Annotated in this window: 14 protein-coding genes; 11 read left to right on the top strand and 3 right to left on the bottom strand. The window is 54.8% G+C overall.

What is annotated here, in order from left to right:
- Positions 1 to 231 precede the first annotated feature (231 nt).
- Positions 232 to 1,362: a cyclopropane fatty acyl phospholipid synthase gene (gene cfa / locus QTO31_RS13495; protein ID WP_367620647.1), complete on the bottom strand. Its 1,131-nt coding sequence runs from the start codon at positions 1,360 to 1,362 to the stop codon at positions 232 to 234.
- Between the two features lie 212 nt (positions 1,363 to 1,574).
- Between cfa and QTO31_RS13500 the strand changes: the two genes are divergently transcribed.
- From QTO31_RS13500 to QTO31_RS13550, 11 genes are all read left to right on the top strand, one after another.
- The gene (locus tag QTO31_RS13500; RefSeq protein WP_028459096.1) at positions 1,575 to 2,045 is read left to right on the top strand and encodes a MarR family winged helix-turn-helix transcriptional regulator; all 471 of its coding nucleotides are present in this window, start codon (positions 1,575 to 1,577) and stop codon (positions 2,043 to 2,045) included.
- An 84-nt stretch (positions 2,046 to 2,129) separates the two neighbouring features.
- Positions 2,130 to 3,608, top strand: a complete 1,479-nt coding sequence (locus QTO31_RS13505) for a ComEC/Rec2 family competence protein (RefSeq protein WP_301429573.1) — start codon at positions 2,130 to 2,132, stop codon at positions 3,606 to 3,608.
- A gap of 33 nt (positions 3,609 to 3,641) precedes the next feature.
- Positions 3,642 to 5,531 carry a S9 family peptidase gene (locus QTO31_RS13510; RefSeq protein ID WP_301429574.1) on the top strand — a complete coding sequence of 630 codons (1,890 nt, stop codon included), beginning with the start codon at positions 3,642 to 3,644 and terminating at the stop codon, positions 5,529 to 5,531.
- A gap of 1,238 nt (positions 5,532 to 6,769) precedes the next feature.
- Entirely contained in the window at positions 6,770 to 7,786 is a 1,017-nt protein-coding gene (locus QTO31_RS13515; RefSeq protein ID WP_301429575.1) for a sensor histidine kinase, read from the top strand.
- Positions 7,787 to 7,842: 56 nt separating this feature from the next.
- Positions 7,843 to 8,553 carry a response regulator gene (locus tag QTO31_RS13520; RefSeq protein ID WP_301429576.1) on the top strand — a complete coding sequence of 237 codons (711 nt, stop codon included), beginning with the start codon at positions 7,843 to 7,845 and terminating at the stop codon, positions 8,551 to 8,553.
- 537 nt (positions 8,554 to 9,090) lie between these two features.
- The gene (locus QTO31_RS13525; RefSeq protein WP_301429578.1) at positions 9,091 to 10,611 is read left to right on the top strand and encodes a GAF domain-containing protein; all 1,521 of its coding nucleotides are present in this window, start codon (positions 9,091 to 9,093) and stop codon (positions 10,609 to 10,611) included.
- Between the two features lie 30 nt (positions 10,612 to 10,641).
- Positions 10,642 to 11,913: a M16 family metallopeptidase gene (locus tag QTO31_RS13530; RefSeq protein ID WP_301429580.1), complete on the top strand. Its 1,272-nt coding sequence runs from the start codon at positions 10,642 to 10,644 to the stop codon at positions 11,911 to 11,913.
- A gap of 6 nt (positions 11,914 to 11,919) precedes the next feature.
- Positions 11,920 to 12,954, top strand: coding sequence for an NAD(P)/FAD-dependent oxidoreductase (locus QTO31_RS13535; RefSeq protein ID WP_301429582.1), 1,035 nt, complete (start codon positions 11,920 to 11,922; stop codon positions 12,952 to 12,954).
- A 28-nt stretch (positions 12,955 to 12,982) separates the two neighbouring features.
- Positions 12,983 to 14,032, top strand: a complete 1,050-nt coding sequence (locus QTO31_RS13540; protein WP_367620648.1) for a dipeptidase — start codon at positions 12,983 to 12,985, stop codon at positions 14,030 to 14,032.
- Positions 14,033 to 14,134: 102 nt separating this feature from the next.
- Complete coding sequence (locus QTO31_RS13545; RefSeq protein ID WP_301429583.1) at positions 14,135 to 17,182, top strand: S8 family serine peptidase; 3,048 nt, start codon at positions 14,135 to 14,137, stop codon at positions 17,180 to 17,182.
- A gap of 384 nt (positions 17,183 to 17,566) precedes the next feature.
- Positions 17,567 to 18,271 (top strand): hypothetical protein, encoded by a 705-nt coding sequence (locus QTO31_RS13550; protein WP_301429584.1) that lies wholly within the window; start codon positions 17,567 to 17,569, stop codon positions 18,269 to 18,271.
- A gap of 16 nt (positions 18,272 to 18,287) precedes the next feature.
- Here the strand turns inward: QTO31_RS13550 and QTO31_RS13555 are convergent, their stop codons facing one another.
- Entirely contained in the window at positions 18,288 to 19,079 is a 792-nt protein-coding gene (locus tag QTO31_RS13555) for a DsbA family protein (RefSeq protein ID WP_301429586.1), read from the bottom strand.
- Between the two features lie 2 nt (positions 19,080 to 19,081).
- A complete protein-coding gene (gene lon, locus QTO31_RS13560) occupies positions 19,082 to 21,454 on the bottom strand; it encodes an endopeptidase La (protein WP_301429588.1) in 2,373 nt (790 codons plus the stop codon).
- Between the last annotated feature and the right edge of the window lies 1 nt (position 21,455).

Below are 21,455 nucleotides of genomic sequence, written 5' to 3' on the forward strand. Positions count from 1 at the left end.
AGAGAGTTTTCACCAGATTCGCTACAATGTATTGTTGTGCATTCGAGAATGTTCCTGCGCGCACAAGGTTTCAACGTCGTCAGTGTTCGTTCGAGTTCACCAATATACTGTGTACAACACCGGTCACCGGAAAACGCCCGTAAGCACGATGAGGGTGGGTGCCAGACTCGCCCATTTTCTGTGCGCATAACAGAGCGAGTGCTAGACGCCCACCAGTGATAATCCAGTAAGCTACCGCACCGACCGATACCCGCCATTCACTCCACGCGGCGAAAGCACCAGTTGCCAGAGCTGACTGGCCCGCGCCATAAAGCTGCCGGCACTCATAAGCAGGTATAGTCGCCACATACGGTAAAAGCGCTCGTCGTAACGGCTTGCCAGTTGTGGCCACGCACGCTCGAAGTTGGCATGCCAGGCTTTCAAGGTGGTCACGTAGTTTACCCCGAAATTGTGCCAGTCTTCCAGTACAAAGAGACCCTCAAATGCGGCAGTAATGAGGCGCGGCGAGGGGAGCATTGAGTTCGGGAAGATGTAGCGTTCAATCCACGAGTCACGCCCTTGATAGGCAACATTCGTGCCAATCGTGTGCAACAGGAATAGACCGTCGTCGCTTAACAAGCGACGGACGACTTGCATAAATGTTCGATAGTTCCGGTAACCAACATGCTCGAACATACCAACCGAGATGATCCGATCAAATGTCCCCCTGGTCTGGCGGTAATCCTCTAATCTGATTTCAACCGGCAATCCGCAGCAACGCTCACTCGCCAGCCTGGCCTGCTCTTTCGAGACGGTGATGCCTACAACACGCACCCCGTAACGTTCCGCCAGATATTGTGCTGTTCCTCCCCAACCACAACCAATGTCGAGAACGCGCATCCCCGGTTGGAGATCGAGCTTACGGGCGATCAGGTCAAGTTTTGCTTCCTGTGCTTCATCGAGCGTGCGCGCTCCACTGTCCCAGTAGGCACAACTGTAGATCATCCTTCGGTCGAGCATGGCCTCATAGAGGTCATTTCCAATATCGTAATGTCGCTGGCCAATGACGAAGGCGTCCTTGCCACGCTGACGATTGATGAATCGACTGTCGAACCAGAGCGGAAGCTGTACGAACCAGCCAACCGCCTGTGGTGTTTGAACCTTCAGGAGCCGACAGATAAACTCATCAATCGCCGCACAATCCCACCAGCCATCCATGTAGGCTTCACCCAACCCTAATGAGCCGTGGAGCAAACAACGCAGGTATAATCGTTCATCGCGAACCTGAATATCCCAGGGCTGTGAGCCGTTGATTGTTATGCCGGCAGCATCGAGGAGCTGACGTGCATACGCACGCGCCCATTGGTGCAGACGATGGCGCATTGGTTTAGGTGCTTGCGACGCTGTACTCAGAGAAGTCAGTTCATGTTCTGTCATTGTGACATCCTCCCTACACTTACAAGACAATTGAACGTGCTTCTCAACCTTCCTTGCCACAAATTCACCTAAGATGCTACTTCATCACTTGTCACCTTCTTGAAAGAGCAGTATACTGCTTGCAAAGAAAACGGTTGCATATGTGCAGGTTTACTATTATGAAACAACACGAAGCTCGTTCTCATTTGCCACACCAGCTTATCCACGATGTCTATGTGCTGCTGGATGACGGGGATCGTCGTGCATTGGCGCATACGAACCTGACTCCACTTGAGTTTAACCTGTTGTTGCAGTTAGACCTTGAACAGGGTCAGCGACTGACCGATGTCGGAGCGAAGTTGCTATGCGTCAAGAGCACGATTACCCGTCTGGTTGATCGGCTCGAGCGTGAAGGGCTGGTACGGCGTAATCCCGACCCTGATGACCGTCGGGCACAACGATTAATCTTGACACCACGCGGAGCCGCAGTACGAGCTGAGGCGCTGGCAATGCACAATGCCGCTGTCGAACGTCGGATGAGCTTGCTCGATGAGGAGGAACAAGAGCAGTTGACGCGCCTACTTCTGAAGTTACGAGATGGGCTGGCTGCCGATCTGGCTGCGCAGCAGGCCGTTGAGACCGAATCATAGTAAGTTCTCCGCATTTGGGCGTATCCTTGCCTACCTGTAAACGGTATTTTATATAGTACCGTATGTTTAACGATAGGCAAGGATATGAAGCTCATTCAACTGGCAATCGGCTGGCTCATTGGGATAGCGCTCGCCGGATCGCTCAATCCCCCTTTTCACTGGTGGGCTGCGGCAACAGTGCTGGGGTGTGTAGTCTGTTTGTTCGACCGTAGCTTACAACGGTGGATGTCTTTGTCGGTGTTGTGTCTGCTGCTGGGTGGTCTTCGTGTTCTCGTCGCGCAACCTCTCTTTGGTCCCCAACATATCGAGCGGTGGACTGATGACTCCACGCATACCTTGATAGGATACGTGGCTGAAGAACCACGTCGTGATGATTTCGGCCAAAAAGTGGTTGTAGCCATTACGCATGCAGTTACATCAGAACAACTCTCACCGGCAGAAGGTCGAATCCTGGTACGATTCCCTCCCTATCCACAGTATTATCCGGGTGATCGTCTACAAATTGAGGGCCGTTTGAGTAGACCTGCCCTTGCCCAACGAGCAGGTGAATTCGATTATCGTGCTTACCTGGCCCGTCAGAATATCTTTGTCATCATGAACCGTCCAACCGCGATCCGGAAGCTCGATGCACCGACAGTAGACTGGGGCATCTCCGCCATCAGCCGGTTTCGCGAGCATTGTCGGCGGATCGTGTTGCGTCTTCTCCCCGAACCACAGGCAGCATTGGCAATCGGTATCCTGCTGGGGATTCAGGCTGGTTTGCCGGAAACGACTCGGAGTGCTTTTGCTGTCACCGGTACCTCGCATATTTTGGTGGTGTCGGGGTGGAATTTTAGCATCGCCGCCGCTGCACTGACAGCCCTTGCCCGTCTGTTACGATTGCCACCATGGCCGGCGTTCTGGTTGAGTCTAGCGGTCATGTGGGTCTACGCCGGATTTACCGGCGCATCGGCAGCCGTCGTGCGGGCAGCAATGATGGCCAGTCTTGCCCTGCTGGCTCGTACTGTGGAGCGTCAGAGTGAACCCTGGCGTCTCTTACTCGCTGCCTGCTGGTTGCTGACTTTGATAAATCCCTACACGTTGTGGGATTTGGGATTTCAACTGTCAGCACTGGCAACTGCCAGTCTCTTTGCATTTGGCAAGCCGGTTGATGTCTGGCTGGATCAGATGCACTGGCCGACACATCCGATCTCGGCGGCGATGCGTGAGGCGCTCGGTGCTACGCTGGCTGCCCAAGTGCTGACCCTGCCGCTTATGCTTTACCACTTCGGCAATCTCTCACTGATTGCGCCACTGGCGAACATCTTGATCGTGCCGGTCGTACCATTTGCAATGTTGCTCGGTGGTTGTGCGCTGATAGGCGGTCTGATCTGGTTACCCCTGGGCCAATGGCTGGCACTTGGGGCCTGGCTTCCGCTCAGTTGGATCAACAACGTGGCCACAATTCTCTCACAACCAGCCTGGGCCGTTATACCGTTCCCTACATTTTCACTCTGGGTTCTGGTGATCGCCTATACCGCCATTGCCGGTATATGGTGGCGCTGGCTACGCACTGTGGTATGATGAAAGAAACCGCGTCTAATAGGGGAATACGCTATGACCCAGATCGCCCCATACGGCACTTGGCGCTCGCCAATCTCGGCTGCTATGCTGGTCAGTCGGCAAGTTAGTCTGAACTGGCCGCAAATCGACGGTACTGACATCTACTGGGTTGAAGGTCGTCCCCAGGAAGGTGGACGAAACGTGCTGGTACGGCGCACAGTTGATGGCTCGATCAGCGATGTTACACCAGTTGGGATGAATATTCGCACATTAGTGCACGAGTACGGTGGACGCAGCTTCGTCGTTGATCAGGGAGAGGTCTTTTTTGTTGAGTTCAACGATCAGTGCCTTTACCGGCAACGATCTGGTGAAGCACCGGTTGCTCTTGGGACTCCAGCGGGAGTGCGCTTTGCCGAGATGCTGGTGGATCGCCAACGCAACCGACTGATTGCAGTTGCCGAAGATCATCGCGAGGGTGGCGAACCCCAAAACTACCTTGCGGCGGTTGACCTGACCAACGGTACGCTAACACCACTGCTCACCGGACGTGATTTCGTCGCTGCACCGCGCCTCAGTCCTGATGGAGCCTGGCTGGCCTGGTTGGCATGGGATCATCCCAATATGCCGTGGGATGCAGCCGAGCTATGGGTGGCACCGATCCAGACCGACGGCAGCCTTGGCGAGGCCCGCCAGCTTGCTGGTGGACCTGGTGACTCGTGTTTTCAACCTGAATGGACAACCGATGGTCATCTGTTGGTCGTATCCGAACGTACCGGCTGGTGGAATCTCTATCGCCTTGACCTTGCCGGTTATGCTACACCCCTGTACCCGCTCGAGGCTGAATTTGGTCAACCGCTCTGGCAATTAGGGATGCGCACGTATGTGCCGTTGACCGACGGTCGTGTGCTGGCCACGTTCCTCCAGCAAGGTCGCTGGTCTATGGTTGTTATTGACCGTCATGGGCAGCGCCGACCGATTGATCTACCGGTTTCGGTCGTGCATATTGTCAATGGAGCGGATCATCGGATCGTGTTTATTGGTAGTTCACCCACAACACCGACCACGCTGTTTCTCCTTAACCTCGCCGATCAAACACTTTCTCCGATTCGTCGCAGTGGTGATTTGCCGGTTGACCCAGCGTATCTGTCGTTACCAGAGATGATTAGCTTCCCCAGCACCGGCGGTCGTACTGCTTATGGCATTTTCTACCCGCCCCACAATCCCGATTTTATCGCATCAGAAGATGAACAACCACCACTCCTGGTGATGATCCACGGCGGGCCAACGGCCGCTGCTCAACCGACGCTCCGGCTCTCGATCCAATACTGGACGAGTCGCGGAATTGGTGTACTTGATGTGAACTATGGTGGTAGCACTGGATTTGGGCGTGCTTACCGCGAATTACTCAATGGGGCGTGGGGTGTGGTGGATGTCGAAGATTGTATTGCTGGCGCCCAATTTCTTGCAGCCAGCGGTCGGGCCGATCCTGACCGTCTCTTGATAACCGGTGGCAGCGCAGGTGGATTTACTGTATTGGCAGCCTTGGCCTTTCATCGTGTCTTCCGGGCTGGAGCTAGCCACTTTGGGGTTGCTGACCTGGCTGCCCTGGCACGTGACACGCACAAGTTCGAGTCGCGCTATCTCGACCGGCTGATTGGCCCGTACCCCGAGCGGGCCGACCTGTATCAGTCCAGATCACCCCTGTACCATGCTGACCAAATTACTAGTCCGGTCATTTTCTTTCAAGGGTTAGAAGATAAAGTTGTCCCGCCGTCCCAATCGGAAATGATGCACGAAGCTTTACGGTCACGAGGTATCTATACCGAGTATGTACCATTTCCTGGTGAGCAACACGGTTTTCGTAAGGCGGAACATATTATTACGGCTATCGAGCGCGAACTGGCATTCTACGGGAAGGTGCTTGGGTTCACACCGGCCTTGTAAGGGATCGGCTTAACAGAACGGTCGCCTTCCCGCCCCATCGCGGGTTATGTAGGAGGGACGGGTTCTCAACCCGCACACATCACGTGCTCCGCGACAAGCACTGCTTTCCCATCAAGAGGGGAGGGTGCTGAAGAGCTTATCCGGAATACCCTGTCGCAGAAGAAGATCGGTTGGGGTGCAGCGGTGCTGCACCCGTACATCTATCAGGTTTCATCCGCTGTACTGTGAGACAATTATTCGGATAGGCTCTAAGAGCCTGATCAAAAACCCGAATTTCTCATTTGGCACGTACCGTGTCCGTGCGACCATCGCGTGAGGAGGTTCCGACGTTCTTGCGCTCCAGCTCCCCCACGTTCCTCTCCCCGTGGAGGAGAGGAAGGGGAGCAGGGGGAAGGTGAGGAGCCAATGCCGACAACCCGCACGCGCCCGTCTACGCAAGACGGCCGGTGGGCAGGTTAGGAACCTGCCCCTACTGGTACGGGGTGGGCAGGTTGGAAACCTGCCCCTACTGGTACGGTGTGGGCAGGTTGGAAACCTGCCCCTACTGGTGCGGGGTGGGCAGGTTGGAAACCTGCCCCTACTGGTGCGGGGTGGACAGGTTGGAAACCTGCCCCTCCTGGTGCGGGAACGGGAGGGAAGGCGAGGGGGCGATGCTATCCCCCCTTCCTCTCCCCGTGGAGGAGAGGAAGGGGAGCAGGGAAAAAGTGAAGGCCGACGCCGACAACCCGCACGCGCCCGTCTACGCAAGACGGCCGGTGGGCAGGTTAGGAACCTGCCCCTACTGGTACGGCCGGGGGGCAGGTTGGAAACCTGCCCCTACGGTACGGGGTGGGCAGGTTGGAAACCTGCCCCTACTGGTGCGGGGTGGGCAGGTTGGAAACCTGCCCCTACTGGTACGGGATGGGCAGGTTGGAAACCTGCCCCTACTGGTACGGGGTGGGCAGGTTGGAAACCTGCCCCTACTGGTGCGGGGTGGGCAGGTTGGAAACCTGCCCCTACCGGTGCGGGAACGGGAGGGAAGGCGAGGGGGGCAGGGGGAAGGTGAGGGCCACCAGGCGTGCTCCGCAGCACAGGCACTGAAACCGTTGAACCCTTGTGTCAGCGCGAAGAGGAGACGTATGCGTTACCGTTCGCGCATCAAAGCAAGATGACGCTTTGATCATCTTGTGCCCCTTCATTGATGATCGGTTGCGTGCTATACTTAAACCATCAATGAGACCAGACGAGGGAGTACGGCCTTGAGCACGGAGCCAGCCGTCTTGCTTGAACGCGCTACAGCAATTGTCAACGCCCAGCTAACTGAACTTCGCCAGTTATACCAGGCTGCGCTGCAACAACAAGAGAGCCTGGTACAACGAGTACGTCTCCTTTCACGGCAACTCGATGAGGCGGTCATTCAAGAGCAATTTGCCCGTGAACGTGGTCTGTCAACTGTGGCTGCAGCAGCACGAGTTCAACAGTTGCGCAGCGAGCATACGGCGGCTGCGCAAACCGAATCTGAACTGCGCCGGGCACTGCGTCAACTCGATCAACTCATTCGCCAGATTGAGATGAGCAGTACGACCTTAACCCGTCACGCAGAGGGCATCGCAGCCGATCCCTGGGTGCAGGCTCTCCGCGCTCAAATTATTAAAGGGCGTGAAGAAGAGCGGATCCGCCTGGCGCGTGAAGTACACGACGGCCCAGCCCAGGTGCTTGCCAATGCACTGATGGGCGTCGAAGTCTGTCAGAATCTGTTGCAAGAGCAACAACTTGATCGGCTAGGCTCGATCTTAAGTCAGTTGGGTGACAGCGTGCGTGAAGGATTACGCGAAGTACGGAGCTTTATCGCCGATCTCCGTCCTGGAAAACTTGAAGAACAGGGATTGGTAGCCGCACTCCACGAATATATTCGCCGCTACCGGGATACAGTGACCAATCCTGTTCATTTTGAAGCGGATTCGATACCGAGACTCCCCCCTGAAGTCGAAATTGTCCTGTACCGTATCGTGCAGGAAGCGTTGCAAAATGCTCGCAAACACGCCCGTGGTGCGCCAGTACGAGTAACTCTGACGCTACGTAAAGACCGGCTGTATCTATCGATTCGTGATGAAGGGCCGGGCTTTGATCTCCGTGAAGTAAGTCGTCGCGCCGGTCGTGAAAGCTGGGGATTGACCAGTATGCGCGAACGCGCCGAATTGGTCGGCGCACAATTAACGGTCATCACTCGCCGGGGTGCCGGTACCGAAGTGCAGGTGACGATGCCGTTATCGTGATATTCGATTGGTAATGATGTTACCCCTTAAGGGAATGAACAGCAGAGGAGTCGCCTGTGGCAACATCGGCAAAAATAAAAGTATTGGTCATTGACGATCACCCGCTCTTTCGTCAGGGTGTCCGCTGGAGCTTAGAAAGCGCATCTGATATTGAAGTGGTGGGAGAAGCCGAGAATGGGCAGGAAGCGATCAAACTCACGGAACGGCTTTTTCCCGATGTTGTTCTCGTCGATATTAACCTCCCTGGCTTGAATGGCCTGGAAGTGGCACGAGTAATCAAGCGGCGTGAACCGCGAACCGGTATTATTGTGCTCAGTGTCTACGAAGACGATGAACAACTGTTTCAGGCGATCAAGGTCGGCGCTGCGGCTTTTACGTCAAAAGACATCAGCCCTGAAGAGCTGGTTCACATGATCCGTGAGGTCGCACGTGGTCGCTACCTGATCAATGATGCCGTACTGGCACGCCCAAATGTCGCGGCCCGCGTGTTACATCAGTTTCGCGAACTGGCCGCAACAGATGAAGAAGATGGCACGAATCTGTTCGCACCGCTTACCTCACGCGAAATTGAGATTCTCGATTGCATTGCCCGTGGCCTCTCAAATAAAGAGATTGCCAGTGAATTAAGCATTAGCGGTCAAACTGTTAAAAATCATATTACCTCGATTCTCGCTAAGCTACAGGTTAATGATCGAACAATGGCGGTGATTGTTGCGATCAAAAAGGGCTGGATTAAGATGGGGTATTCACAGTCACCAGAGGGGTAGTTGGTGAGAGTGGTGAGCGTGCCTCTGAACGATGCCTCTGTTTCGCGCCATGAAGTGGTCTTGATGGCACCTGCGCCCATCTCAGAGCACGTTATCAGGGGTAGATTGCAACCGCTCTCTCACCTTCCCCCGTCCTCAATCCCATGTGAGAGGAAAGGTGAGAAGACATAGGCGTTGCGAACGTTGAAAATCCCTGCCCCTCCGTAAGGCTTTTCAGCATTCTCAGTTTGTAGCGTGCGCTGGTGAACGTCGTTCGCACCACCACCCATCTCCGACCCACGCGATTTCCTGAACATCCGCATCCATCAGTGAGCGGACAGGAAGCTCTCGTTGATTGGAGCAACACGCTATCGGTGACGAATAGCAACCCTGCCGCTCATTTCCTTCCCCTCTTCCTGTGGGAGCGGAAGGAGAGGATGGGAAAGGTGAGAGGACGCAGATACTACAGAACACCTCACCTCTCAAAAGGCCGCTAACGCCCTGGTCGTGTTATACTACTCCACATGATGAGATAGTGACGTGCACACGAGAACCGCTATGCTGGATGCAGACAATCTTGCTGCGCTGACGGTTGCCGAATTAGTCGCGCATGTGCGTGAATTACGGCAGGCAAATGCCCAACTGCGCCGACAGTTACGTCCGATTGGGCCACCATTGGCAGCCCAGGCGTTGACGGAAGAGCTGATCCGACAGACTGCACTGCTCACGCGGCTCGGTATCGAGTTTCGAGAGGATATTGAACCAACAGCACTCGTGCAGCAGGTTCTCCAGAGCATTACTGTGCACCTGCCGGCTGATGAAGCCACCATCATTCTCGTTGGGCCTGACCAGACTCCACAACATGCGCTCACGGTCTCATTGGGTGCGCCACGCTTGTTGCCGAACGAGCGTGCTGCCGAACTCTTGGCTCACGGGAGTGCAGGTTGGGCCTTGCGCCATGGAAGCAGTGTTATCTTGCTCGATCTTGCCAATGAAACACAGCGGTTTCAGTTACGCGAAACAGGAACCGCAACCGGCTCTGTCGAACCGAGTAGTGGAAGTCTGATCGCTACACCGATCCGCCAATCAGTTGCGACTATTGGGGTGCTCACGGTCTATCGACTGGCGACACACGCTTTTGGCAGCCACGAGCTGATGTTGATCGAAAGTATCGCTGCCCAGATCGGTATAGCCATTGGTGCGGCCCGTTTCCATCAACAACACCGGCTCCGTCAGCAGCATATGTTAACGTTGATCAACTTCGGTCAGATGGCGGGTAGCGCTCAGACAGCGAGTGATGTAGCCGGGCAATGCCATCAGATTGCCAGGGATGTATTTGCTGCCCGCTGGGGCTTGCTTTTCCTGCGCTCAACATCACAGGGACAACCCGAATGGATTGCCCCCACCAATATATCTCTTGAAGCACCTGTAGCGGCAGCGGGTGGCGCCGTCAAGCTGACGGTCGAGAGTCAAAGTGTGGTTACAATGGCGCTCACCGATGAGCAAACCTGTATTGCGATACCACTCATGCACGACGGTCATGCGATTGGGGGGCTGGCTTTAGGCTACAGCGGCACCCAACTAAACCCATCGACGATTGATTGGAATCTGCTAGACTTGTTTGCCCGTCAGACAGCAACCATTTGTGTAACGCTGCAATTAGTGGCCCGCTTACGAGAACAAACCCAGTTGCTGGAAGAGCTGGTTACCGAACGTACCAACCAATTGCAGCGCTCACGTGATCTGCTCCGCATCGTCTTCGACAGCCTGCCAGAAGGGATTGCCCTCTTTGATGAGACTGAGCGGTTGGTCGCTATTAATACTGTGTTCGCCAACCAGATAGTTGGCCGTCATCCACGAGAACTGGTCGGCAAAACATACGCCCAACTGCTACGAATACTGGAACGAGCTGCACCGACAGCGATTGAATTTCTTGCCCAGCGTCAAGAGCACCAGCATCTGCGTATACGACAGGCTTTACCGGAAGGTGAACGTTCGTATCTTATCGAACGATTAGAGATTCCGCCCTCGCATGGGCAGCCTGCATCACGACTCGAACTCTGGCGTCGCGAAGTGTAACCGTTGTTTGTAAACAGACCCATACCTGCAATGCCATACTTGCACATTACACCAAACGGGATTCGTATCCTGATCGAAGAACTGCCACACACATACTCGGTCGCGATCGGTTGTTTCATCGACATCGGTGCCCGGTACGAGCCGACAGAGCTGGCCGGGGCTGCCCATTTTATCGAGCATATGCTCTTCAAGGGAACCAGGGCATACCCGACGGCACACGCTATCTCGCTGGCCATTGAAGGCGTTGGCGGCTATCTCAACGCTTCTACCAGTTATGAAACGACCGTCTTCTATGCAAAAGTTGCGGCAATTCATTTCGCCCGTGCGTTGCATGTGTTGAGCGAAATGGTCCAACGACCACTCTTTGAAGCAAGCGAGTTAGAAAAAGAACGTCGGGTGATTATCGAAGAGATTCGCGGCATTCAAGATAATCCGACTGAGGTAGTTCACGAATTACTACAACATACGATGTGGGGCGATCATCCATTTGGCCGCGATATTACCGGTAGCATTGCCACGGTCAGCGCCATCTCGCGCACTGAACTCTTACAGTTCTTCAGCCAGGGCTATCACGCTGGTAATCTGATCGTGTCAGTTGCCGGCAACGTTCATCACGAAGAGGTTATTCCGGCAATTGAACGGTCATTCGCCGATCTACCAACCGGTCAGCGGCCAACGGCCTTGGCAGCGCCACCATTACCGTCTCAGCCTAGACTCAGTTTACTACCACGCGATATTGAACAGGGGAATTTCTGCCTCGGCATGCCCGGTGTGTCGTATCACGATCCTGATCGACGGGCTGTGCAGGCGCTCGATGCGCTCCTCGGTGGTGGTATGTCGTCACGCCTCTTTCAGAAAATTCGCGAGGAGCATGGCCTGAGCTACAACATCGGTTCGTACCACAACGAGTTTGCCGATACCGGTATGTGGGTCATCTATGCCGGTGTTGAACCAGAAGCACTTCGTGATGCGGTAGCGATGACACGCACGGTACTTCACGATCTGGCAGAGCATGGTCCCACCGAACAAGAACTGGTCACTGTGAAAGAGCAACTCAAGGGAAGTTTATTACTCTCGCTTGAAGACACCTGGTCAATTGCCTCGCGCAACGCCGTCAGTCTGCTGCGTTACCAAACGGTACCGCCGGTCGAACAAATTATCGCCGAGTTCGATGCGCTGACGCTGGCCGATTTGCAACGAGCTGCACAGCGGTTGATCGGTAGCGAACAACAGTGGCTGGCGGTAGTTGGACCGTACAACGATGAGGATCAAGCCGATTTGCAAGCCTTGCTAGAAGGGTAAAGCCCCATGGTTAAGAGGGTAGCAATCGTTGGCGCCGGTGTTGCCGGATTAGCGGCTGCCCGTTCGCTGGTTGATGCTCATACCGATATTGTACCGGTTGTCTTTGAAAAGAGTCGTGGCGTTGGGGGACGAGCTGCTACCCGGCGTATCGGCGATTTCTGCTTCGACCACGGTGCGCAGTATGTTAAGGTACCAACTCCTGCCATCCGCGATTTGATCGTCGCTACTGGCGATGCGGTAACCATTGATCGTCCGGTCTGGACCTTCACTCGCTCAAATACGATTGCACCCGGCGATGTCGCTTTGGCCGATGAACAGAAATGGACCTGGCCGACCGGCATTACCCGACTGGCAAAGTATCTGGCCAGCGGGATTGATGTTCGTATAGAGACCACCGTTGCCAGCTTGAACCGTGAGGGTGACGCCTATCGCTTGTTCGCCGACGATGGTCAGGTATTAGGCAACTTTGCCGCAGTCGTGCTTACGGCGCCTGCACCACAGTCGGCAGCAATCTTGATGGCGGGCAATTTCAGCGAAGCGAACGATCTGGTCGAGGCGTTACAAGCAGTACAATACCGGCGTTCAATCAGTATCACGGTCGCCTTTCCGCAACGACCAGTAGTCCCGTGGTACGCTCTGGTCAACGTTGATCGTCAACATACGATCAGTTGGCTGGCCTGCGAACACGATAAACCAAACCGTGCTCCACCCGATCACGGCCTGTTGATCGCCCAGATGAGCGATGCCTGGGCTACAGCCCACTGGGATGAGTTGCAAAAAGGAACATACACCCTCAGCGATGCTCCATCACCGGTTATCGAGGCACTTGCTGACATCGAGTCGTTGATCGGTGATTTAGGAGCACCATACTGGATTAATGTCCAACGCTGGCGTTACGCGCTGCCCGATACTGCCACCCCCTTGCGAAGCTACGAGCGCATTGTGCTCGCGGGCGATCTGACCGGTGGACAGGGACGGGTCCATCTTGCGATTGAAAGTGGCTGGCAGGCTGCCAACCAGATTCGTGCTCTCTTGTTGTGAGGACGTGCTCATGACAACGACCATGTAGCTGCCAATCTTCGATGGACACAACGACGTGATCCTCGATCTGTATCGACCACGCCCCGGTACCGAGCGGAGCTTTTTCGAGAGTAGCCCACACGGACATCTCGACCTCCCGCGTGCCCGCAAAGGCGGATTCGGTGGTGGATTCTTTGCCATCTATGTTCCACCGCCACCTACCGCTGAGACGCCATCCGACCATTTGCCCGATCCTCCGTATCATTTGCCACTACCACCGGCCCTCAATCACTCTTACGCATTGCAAACAACCCTGGCCATGGCAGCACGCCTCTTTCGATTAACACAGGAATCCAACGGTCAGGTGCGCCTGTGTCGTACAGCCAATGCAATCCATGAATGCCTTACTAACGGTGTCATCGCAGCCGTTTTCCATATCGAGGGCGCTGAAGCGATTGGTCCCGATCTCGATGAACTAGAGGTACTCTACCAGGCCGGATTACGTTCACTAGGGCCGGTCTGGAGTCGGCCAAATATCTTTGGGTACGGCGTTCCCTTTGCCTTTCCCGCCTCACCGGACATCGGGCCGGGGCTGACTGACGCCGGTAAGGCGCTGATCAAAGCCTGTAATCAATTACGCATTCTGATTGATGTTTCTCATCTGAACGAAGCCGGTTTCTGGGACGTGGCTCGACTGAGTGATGCGCCACTGGTGGCAACCCACTCCAATGCACACGCCATCTGTCCAAGCAGTCGTAACCTTACCGATCGTCAGCTTGCTGCCATTCGTGATTCTGATGGAATGGTTGGGTTGAATTTTGCCGTCACATTTTTGCGTCCTGATGGTCATCGTGATGCCAGTATGCCAATTGACGTGATGGTTCGGCACGTGCAGTATTTGGTTGAACGGTTAGGTATAGACCGGGTCGGCTTTGGATCGGATTTCGATGGCGCCCTCATGCCGCAAGCCATTCGTGATGTGAGCGGTTTACCTGTTCTGCTACAGGCGTTAGCCGATGCAGGATTCACACCGGCTGAACTACGGAAATTGGCTTACGAGAACTGGCTGCGCGTGTTGCGCTTGACGTGGGGCGAATAGAACTTGCAGTGCACAATCTGACGGAATTGAAAGACACAAACTATCACCATTATGCTATGATGACCTCCAGCAACAACTCTCGCTGCAATCTGGATTTAGTGTATGAAACGCATCAGCCGGTTTATCTTCACCATCATCGCCTTCCTGATCAGTTTGTTGCTATTCATTCCGCCAGCAGCGGTTTATGCCGATCTACCACGTCTTAGCGTGACGCCGACCAGCCTTTCGGCTACAGTCGAGCTTGGCAGTACCACAACGCTCAACCTCACGATTACCAATACTGACAGTAATCCATCGACGATCCATCTCTACACCGGCTATCCACCACCGGCAGCCCCGGCAATGATGGCCACACCGCTCAGTATTCCGGTGCCGCTACCTCAGCAGCAGGAACCGATCGATCCTGATCTGCAAGCAGAATTGCGCCACGGCACGACACGCTTTCTCGTTTTTTTTGCCGACCGTCCTGATCTGGGACAAGCCTTTCTCATCCGTGATTGGGAAGCGCGTGGGGAGTATGTGTACCAAACGCTTACCAGCCACGCCGAACGGAGTCAACGCAGGGTGCGGGCGATGCTTGACGCCCTCGGCGTTCGCTACCAGCCACTCTGGATTGTGAATGCACTGCTGGTTGAAGGTGACGCAGCACTGGCGCAAGCACTGGCCGCTCACAGCGACGTCGCAATGCTCACCGCCGATCACGAATTGCAGATGACTCCACCGGCCACGACATCGACGGTATCCTGTTCAGCTACCTCCAACAACGTGTGCTGGAATATTGCTCGCATCGGCGCCGATCGAGTCTGGCGTGAGTTTGGTGTCACCGGTAGTGGGATCACCGTCGCCAATATTGATAGTGGGGTAAATTATACCCATCCAGCCCTTGTGAACCAGTACCGTGGCAATCTCGGCGGCGGCAATTTTGATCACAACTACAACTGGTTCGATCCGGTCGGAAACCAACCGGCGCCAGTCGACTCGGGAACTCATGGGACACACGTGATGGGCATCATGGTTGCCGATCCACCTGGTCAACCGGCTATGGGTGTTGCGCCAGGCGCACGCTGGATTGCGGCCCGTGCTTGTAGTGTGACCAATTGCAACGATAGTGATATTATTGCTGCCGCGCAATGGATGTTGGCGCCCACCGACCTCAACGGTAATAACCCGCGTCCCAGCCTGCGGCCCCACGTGCTGAACAATTCATGGGCGTTCGACACGGGCGGCAATCAGGTGTATAGCGGGTATGCCACTGCCTGGCAGGCAGCCGGTATCTTCGTTGTATTTGCCGCTGGCAATATCAATAATAACTTCACCGGCTGTAGTTCAGTTGCTTCACCCGGTGACTATCCGAACGTCGTTGCAGTGGGCGCTACCGGTCAAGATGATCTCGTAACATACTTTAGTCGGATCGGCCCGACCATCAATAACCGGATCAAGCCCGATCTGGTTGCCCCTGGCGCTGGCATCGTTGCTACCGTTTCAAGCTCGAGTCTCTACGGTTCACTCTCTGGCACTTCGATGGCCGCACCACATGTAGCCGGTGCAGTGGCCTTACTCTGGGCAGCAAAACCGCAACTGATCGGCGATTACGATGCGACGTATGCCCTGCTTACCGGCAACGCCCTGCCTATCACCGGAGATAGTCGATACATGGGTTCAGCGCACAGCAACTGCCAACCTACGACTGTGCCAAACAACATCTACGGGTATGGCCGCCTTGACATCTTTAAGGCTGTCGCTGCTGCTCGGGTGACAGTACCGTGGCTGGTTTTACCATCTTCATCATCACCAACGTTGGCCAGCAACGGGAGTCTAGATATCGAGATTACGCTCGATGCCCGCCGCGTAGCAGGTTCAGGTAGATATACTGCCCGACTACTCATATACGACAACGATCTCACGAATCCGCCACTGGTGGTACCAATCACGATGACTGTGCCGAGTCGTGCAACCCATGCAACGATCAGCGGAACAGTGACTGATAGTGAGACGGGTAACCCGCTGCGCGGTACTGTAACGACTGCACATGGCCTGACCGTAACAACCAATGCAACCGGATTCTACAGTATGACAGTACCTGGCGGCGTGACGCAGAACCTGACGATAAGCGCCAGTGGTTTTGCGCCGTACATGCAATCGATCACACCAGCCGCAGGGAGTTCAGTGACGCTTAATGCAGCCCTTGATCCGTTACGGCCCAGGTTGACCGTTGTCCAAGACCTGCTGACCGCAACGGTTGATTTCAATCAGACTGCACCGATCACGTTGCCACTGCGCAACGATGGTAATCTTCCACTCAGTTACACGCTCCAGATTGATCCAGAGCCATACGGCGTCTGGCGAAGTGATGAGCCGGATGGGCCGGTTGGCGGCTGGATCGATCCACCACTTGATGCTCAGGTGCTGAATCTGTTTGATGATGGAACCAGTTCAGGGATAGATCTTGGTTTTGATTTCCCCTTTGGCGGCACGTATTATCGCACGATGTACATTAGCGCGAACGGGATCATTGCCTTTGCCCCGTTTAGTAACTCGACCGTTTACTTTGAACCTAGATGTCTACCCTTGGCCGAAACCACTGCACCAGCCATTGTGCCTCTGCATGTCGATTTCAATAGTGCAGAAGGTGGTCAGATCAACATTGCGCGCATCAGCACCGGTGCGCTTATTACATGGGATAACGTGCCCATCTACGGCACGAACCGTAGGCTGAGTGTGCAGGCACTGCTACAACCGAACGGTATTATTCGCTTCCATTATCGCAACGTTGCCAACCTGCAAAAGAATGACATGGGGGCCATTGGTCTACAGTTAGGAGAAGTGACGCAATCAATTGCTTGCGACATTGCCGGTACCAATCAATTACCACTGACACTCACCGATGGTCTGGTCATCGAGTTGCGACCACAAATCAACCCGCAGGTCTGGTTGAGCATTAGCTCAGCCAGTAGTGGGAATATCAATGTCGGCGAACAGGTGAATGTCCAACTCTCGAGTCGCTGGATTGGGCCACTGTATGCTACACAGCAAGCGAGACTCCGTATCATCAGTAATGATCCGCAGCGCCCGGTAACAGTTGCGCGGATTCGTCTGAACGAGGGTAATCCGGCACCGTATCAGATCATACTGCCAATTATTTATCGGTAATCTGCAACATAACGCTGGTGAATCCAGTCTAAGTGTTTGAGGTATGTTCCTGGTTGCTTAAAGGGGGCGGGCTGCTGGCCTACCTCCGACGATGCGAGGGAGAACTCATCACGCGCTGCATCAACACAATACACCATCGGAGCAGGGTACACCTACTGCCCCCTCTTGCATCCGCCATCCTCACTGCTAGAGAGGGAAACACGTTGAAACCCCCTCCTTTCAGCCGCAGCAGAGCCGGTCTGAAGAGGTAAGATGGTTTCAGAATCGTACAATCAACGACCATAGGGCAAGAGGTCACCTCGACTGCTATACCGGCATATACGTGTTTCTGAGAGAAGCGCACCAGATATGTGAGGACGTAAGATTCGTTTATCTGAATTCGCTATGAACAAACACCAGGATGAGGTCTTTGCGCCGATTGATACCGATCATGTGCTTGAGCGCGTGGCAGGCGGCAACGAGACAGAGGTGTATCGAAGTGACGATTATCGCTTTGTCGTCAAGCTCAAAGGCGAGATGGGGAGTCGCGATGTAGCGGCAGCGCTCGCTGCTGCTCGGCAGATGAAGCAGGCTGCACGACGTTTTGCCGCGTGTCTCGGTGCAGAGCACTCTATCCCCACTTTTTTCATCCTTAGTCGTGACCGGGCTGGTTTCGTACACGTGTTGACAATTCAACCTTACCTTCATAGCGCACAGGTCTTGGCTAACGTAGATTGGAAAGCTGTTCCTCGTGATCAACGGCGTCAGATAGGTCATGACCTGCGACAGATCATCAAACGCGCTATCGGCTGCCTGTTTCGCACTGGTCACTTACCCGATCTCTACGGGCGAGTGAGTACAAACCCCGAAGAACGGCGACAGCGTAAGCAGCTCCGCTACTTACCCGAACGGCTATGGAGTTTTCTCGTCAAGCGTACAATTCTGCGTTCGCAAAACTTAATGCTTACTAACGAGCAACTACCGCGCCTTGTGTTAATCGACTACGATGAAGTTCGACGTCACGCATTGTATCGAGTAATCTACTTCCTGACCCGCCTGGTGCTCTTCATACGCGATCTTGTCATTATCTGGTGGCAATTAGAGCGTTGATCTGTAGAGACGATGGTCAACGCAAATACGAATTGGCAGCAAGCTGCAAGAATTCACGCCAACGTTCAATCGGTTGGGCACCGGCAAGCAGTTGGTTATTGATGAAGAAGACCGGTGTACCGAAGATATGCAGCTCGTGCGCCTCGCTTACATGACGGGCAATCACTTCTTGAGTGGAGGGACGTGCGATACAATCTTGCAATTCTGCGCGATCAAGACCTAGCTCAGCCGCGATGGTCATAATCTGGCGACGCGCATTGACTACATCACCGTACCAAACATCACCGGCAGCGAAGAGGGCATCGTGCATCGTCCAATAGGCCCCTTGTTCGCCAGCACAGATCGCAGCCAACGCCGCCAACTCTCCTTGCGGGCTTGTTACCGGGAACTGTTTGACAACGTAGAATACCTGTCCACTCGTAACGAATTCGTCGACCAGATGGCGAAAGGTAAACTGGTGATGGCGACGGCAAAAGGAGCAACCAAAATCCGTAAACTCAACGATGGTGATCAGTGCATCAGGATCGCCAAGTATCGCATAGGGTTCGGCGCTCAGACCGAGCTGCGCCATCGCAGCAGTGATGACTCCCGCTGTCGAAATAACTGCTGTTGGTACTGGGGTTGCGGTAAAGGTAGGGATTGGGTTTTCGGCCAGTCGTATAATCCTTGAGGTAGGAGTGACTTTAAGGAGGGGTTCAGGAGTCACTGTTGGGAGGCGCGGAATGGTAGGTGGCGGCGGTACCGGCGCCGCCGCTGTACAGCCGATCAGCCAGATCAAGATGCTCAATACAATCCATCGCTGATGCACGATTACTCACTCACTGCTTGCGGGGCAACAACCAGACCCAACTCGCGCAGAACCTCGTCCATGTGCTTCACCAGCACAATCTCTAGTTGCTCTTTGGCCTCAGCAGGAACTTCGCGGAGATCGATTTCATTCTCTTTCGGTAACAGTACCTTCCGCACTCCGGCCCGCTGAGCCGCTAGCAGCTTCTCTTTCACCCCACCGATGGGTAAGATCTTACCACGAAGCGTTACTTCACCGGTCATTGCGATCCGTTTATCAACTTCACGCCCAGTCAGAGCCGAAATCAGCGCACTCGCCATCGTAATTCCGGCTGAAGGCCCATCTTTCGGTACAGCTCCGGCAGGAACGTGAATGTGAATATCACGCTTCTGAAAGATTTCTGGGTCAATCCCCAATTCGTGCGCACGCGAACGCGCATACGTTACCGCCGCCCGGGCCGATTCCTTCATCACATCACCCAATTGACCGGTGAGGATCAATTGCCCATTGCCCGGGATCACGCTCACTTCAACAAAGAGCACATCACCGCCGGTGGGTGTCCAGGCCAGACCGGTAACTACGCCGACCTCATTTTCGCCAAGGATCGTTTCGCTACGGAAGCGCGGCGGTCCTAGCAGCTCATCGAGATCGGAGGCATCAATCTGATCTGGTAACTCCTGACCGCTAGCCAGCCGGGTCGCCATTTTTCGATAAATTGCTCCAATCCGGCGTTCCAGATCACGCACGCCTGCCTCGTGGGTATACTCACGAATCAGACGTTGTAAAGCGGCATCGGTCAATACCGGTCCCCGATCAACCATGCCCTGTTCCTTCCGTTGACGTGGTATCAGATAACGGCGGGCAATCTCGGTCTTCTCTTGCTCGGTATAACCAGCCAGATCGAGTAATTCCATCCGATCAAGCAGCGCAGGCGGGATGGTATCGGCCCGGTTTGCCGTACAAACGAAGAGCACTTTGCTCAAATCAAACGGAACGTCGAGATAGCGATCAACAAAAGCGACATTTTGCTCAGGATCAAGCACTTCGAGCAATGCCGCTGCCGGATCGCCCTGGAAGCCAATACTAAGCTTGTCAACCTCATCAAGCAGCAAAACCGGATTGTTGCTCCCAGCGCGACTCAAGCCTTGGATGATACGACCGGGTAACGCACCGATGTAGGTTCGTCGATGGCCGCGAATTTCGGCCTCATCGCGTACACCGCCAAGGGCAACCCGCACGAACTTACGACCGAGCGCACGGGCAATCGAGGCGCCGAGGCTCGTCTTCCCAACACCGGGCGGCCCAACGAAGCATAAAATCGGACCACGGGCTTCGCCGCCTTGCCCTTCTTCCTGGCGAAGCTTACGCACCGCCAGATATTCGACAATGCGCTCTTTGATGCGCTCAAGATCGAAATGGTCCTCATCAAGTATCTGTCGAGCCTGGACAATATCAAGATTGTCTTCAGTGCTGGTGTGCCACGGCAAATCGAGTAACCAATCGAGATACGTCCGTGCGACCGTATATTCAGCCGCACCGGGTGGCATCCGTTCCAGACGCGACAATTCACGCTCAGCTTCCTGGCGCGCCTCAGCCGGAAGATTGGCCTCTTCGATACGACGCCGCAACTCGGCGATCTCGGCGGCGTGATCATCGGTCTCGCCCAATTCACGCTTAATCGCTTCGAGTTGTTGGCGTAACACATATTCACGTTGATTCTTCGAGACCTCTTCCTGCGCTTTACGCCCAATCAGCAGAATCTCCCGTTCGCGTTCGAGGAAGCGCAAGACCAGTTGCAGTCGCTCGGAGACATCGAAAGTATCAAGCACCGTCTGCTGGTCATCAAGACTCAAATTAAGATTGGCAGCGATCAGATCGGCCAGCATTCCAGGATGCGGTGCATTCGCGGCCGCAATAGCTAGCTCATCGGGTAGATTTGGGCTCTGTTCGACGATCTGCTGGAAGCCAACCAGTGCCGCCCGTGCCAGGCCAGCCGTCTCAATCGAGACATCAACCGGGTCGATAGCAACAGTGATTCGGGCCTGCGGATACGGTTTGGTTGTGATCCACTGCCGTACCTGAATCCGAGCCTGACCCTGCAACAGCAGTTGCACGCCACCCTGTGGGAGGCGCATCATCCGCACGATCAGCGCGGCGGTACCGGTCGAAGCCAGCATTGCCGGTTCAAACTCGGCCCCAGTTTGAACCCGACGAAAGACGCCGATGATCTTTGTTGAGAGCGCTGCTTCATCGACTAAACGCACCCAGGCATCACCACTGACCACTAACGGCAAGAACATGCCTGGGAAAAGCACAGCATTGTTTATCGGTAATACCGGCAATACTTCCGGAATATCCGGTATCGGTAAACGTTGAGGAGAGGCACTTTCGCTCACG

This window comes from Chloroflexus sp. MS-CIW-1, from assembly GCF_030444705.1.
GTDB lineage: Bacteria > Chloroflexota > Chloroflexia > Chloroflexales > Chloroflexaceae > Chloroflexus.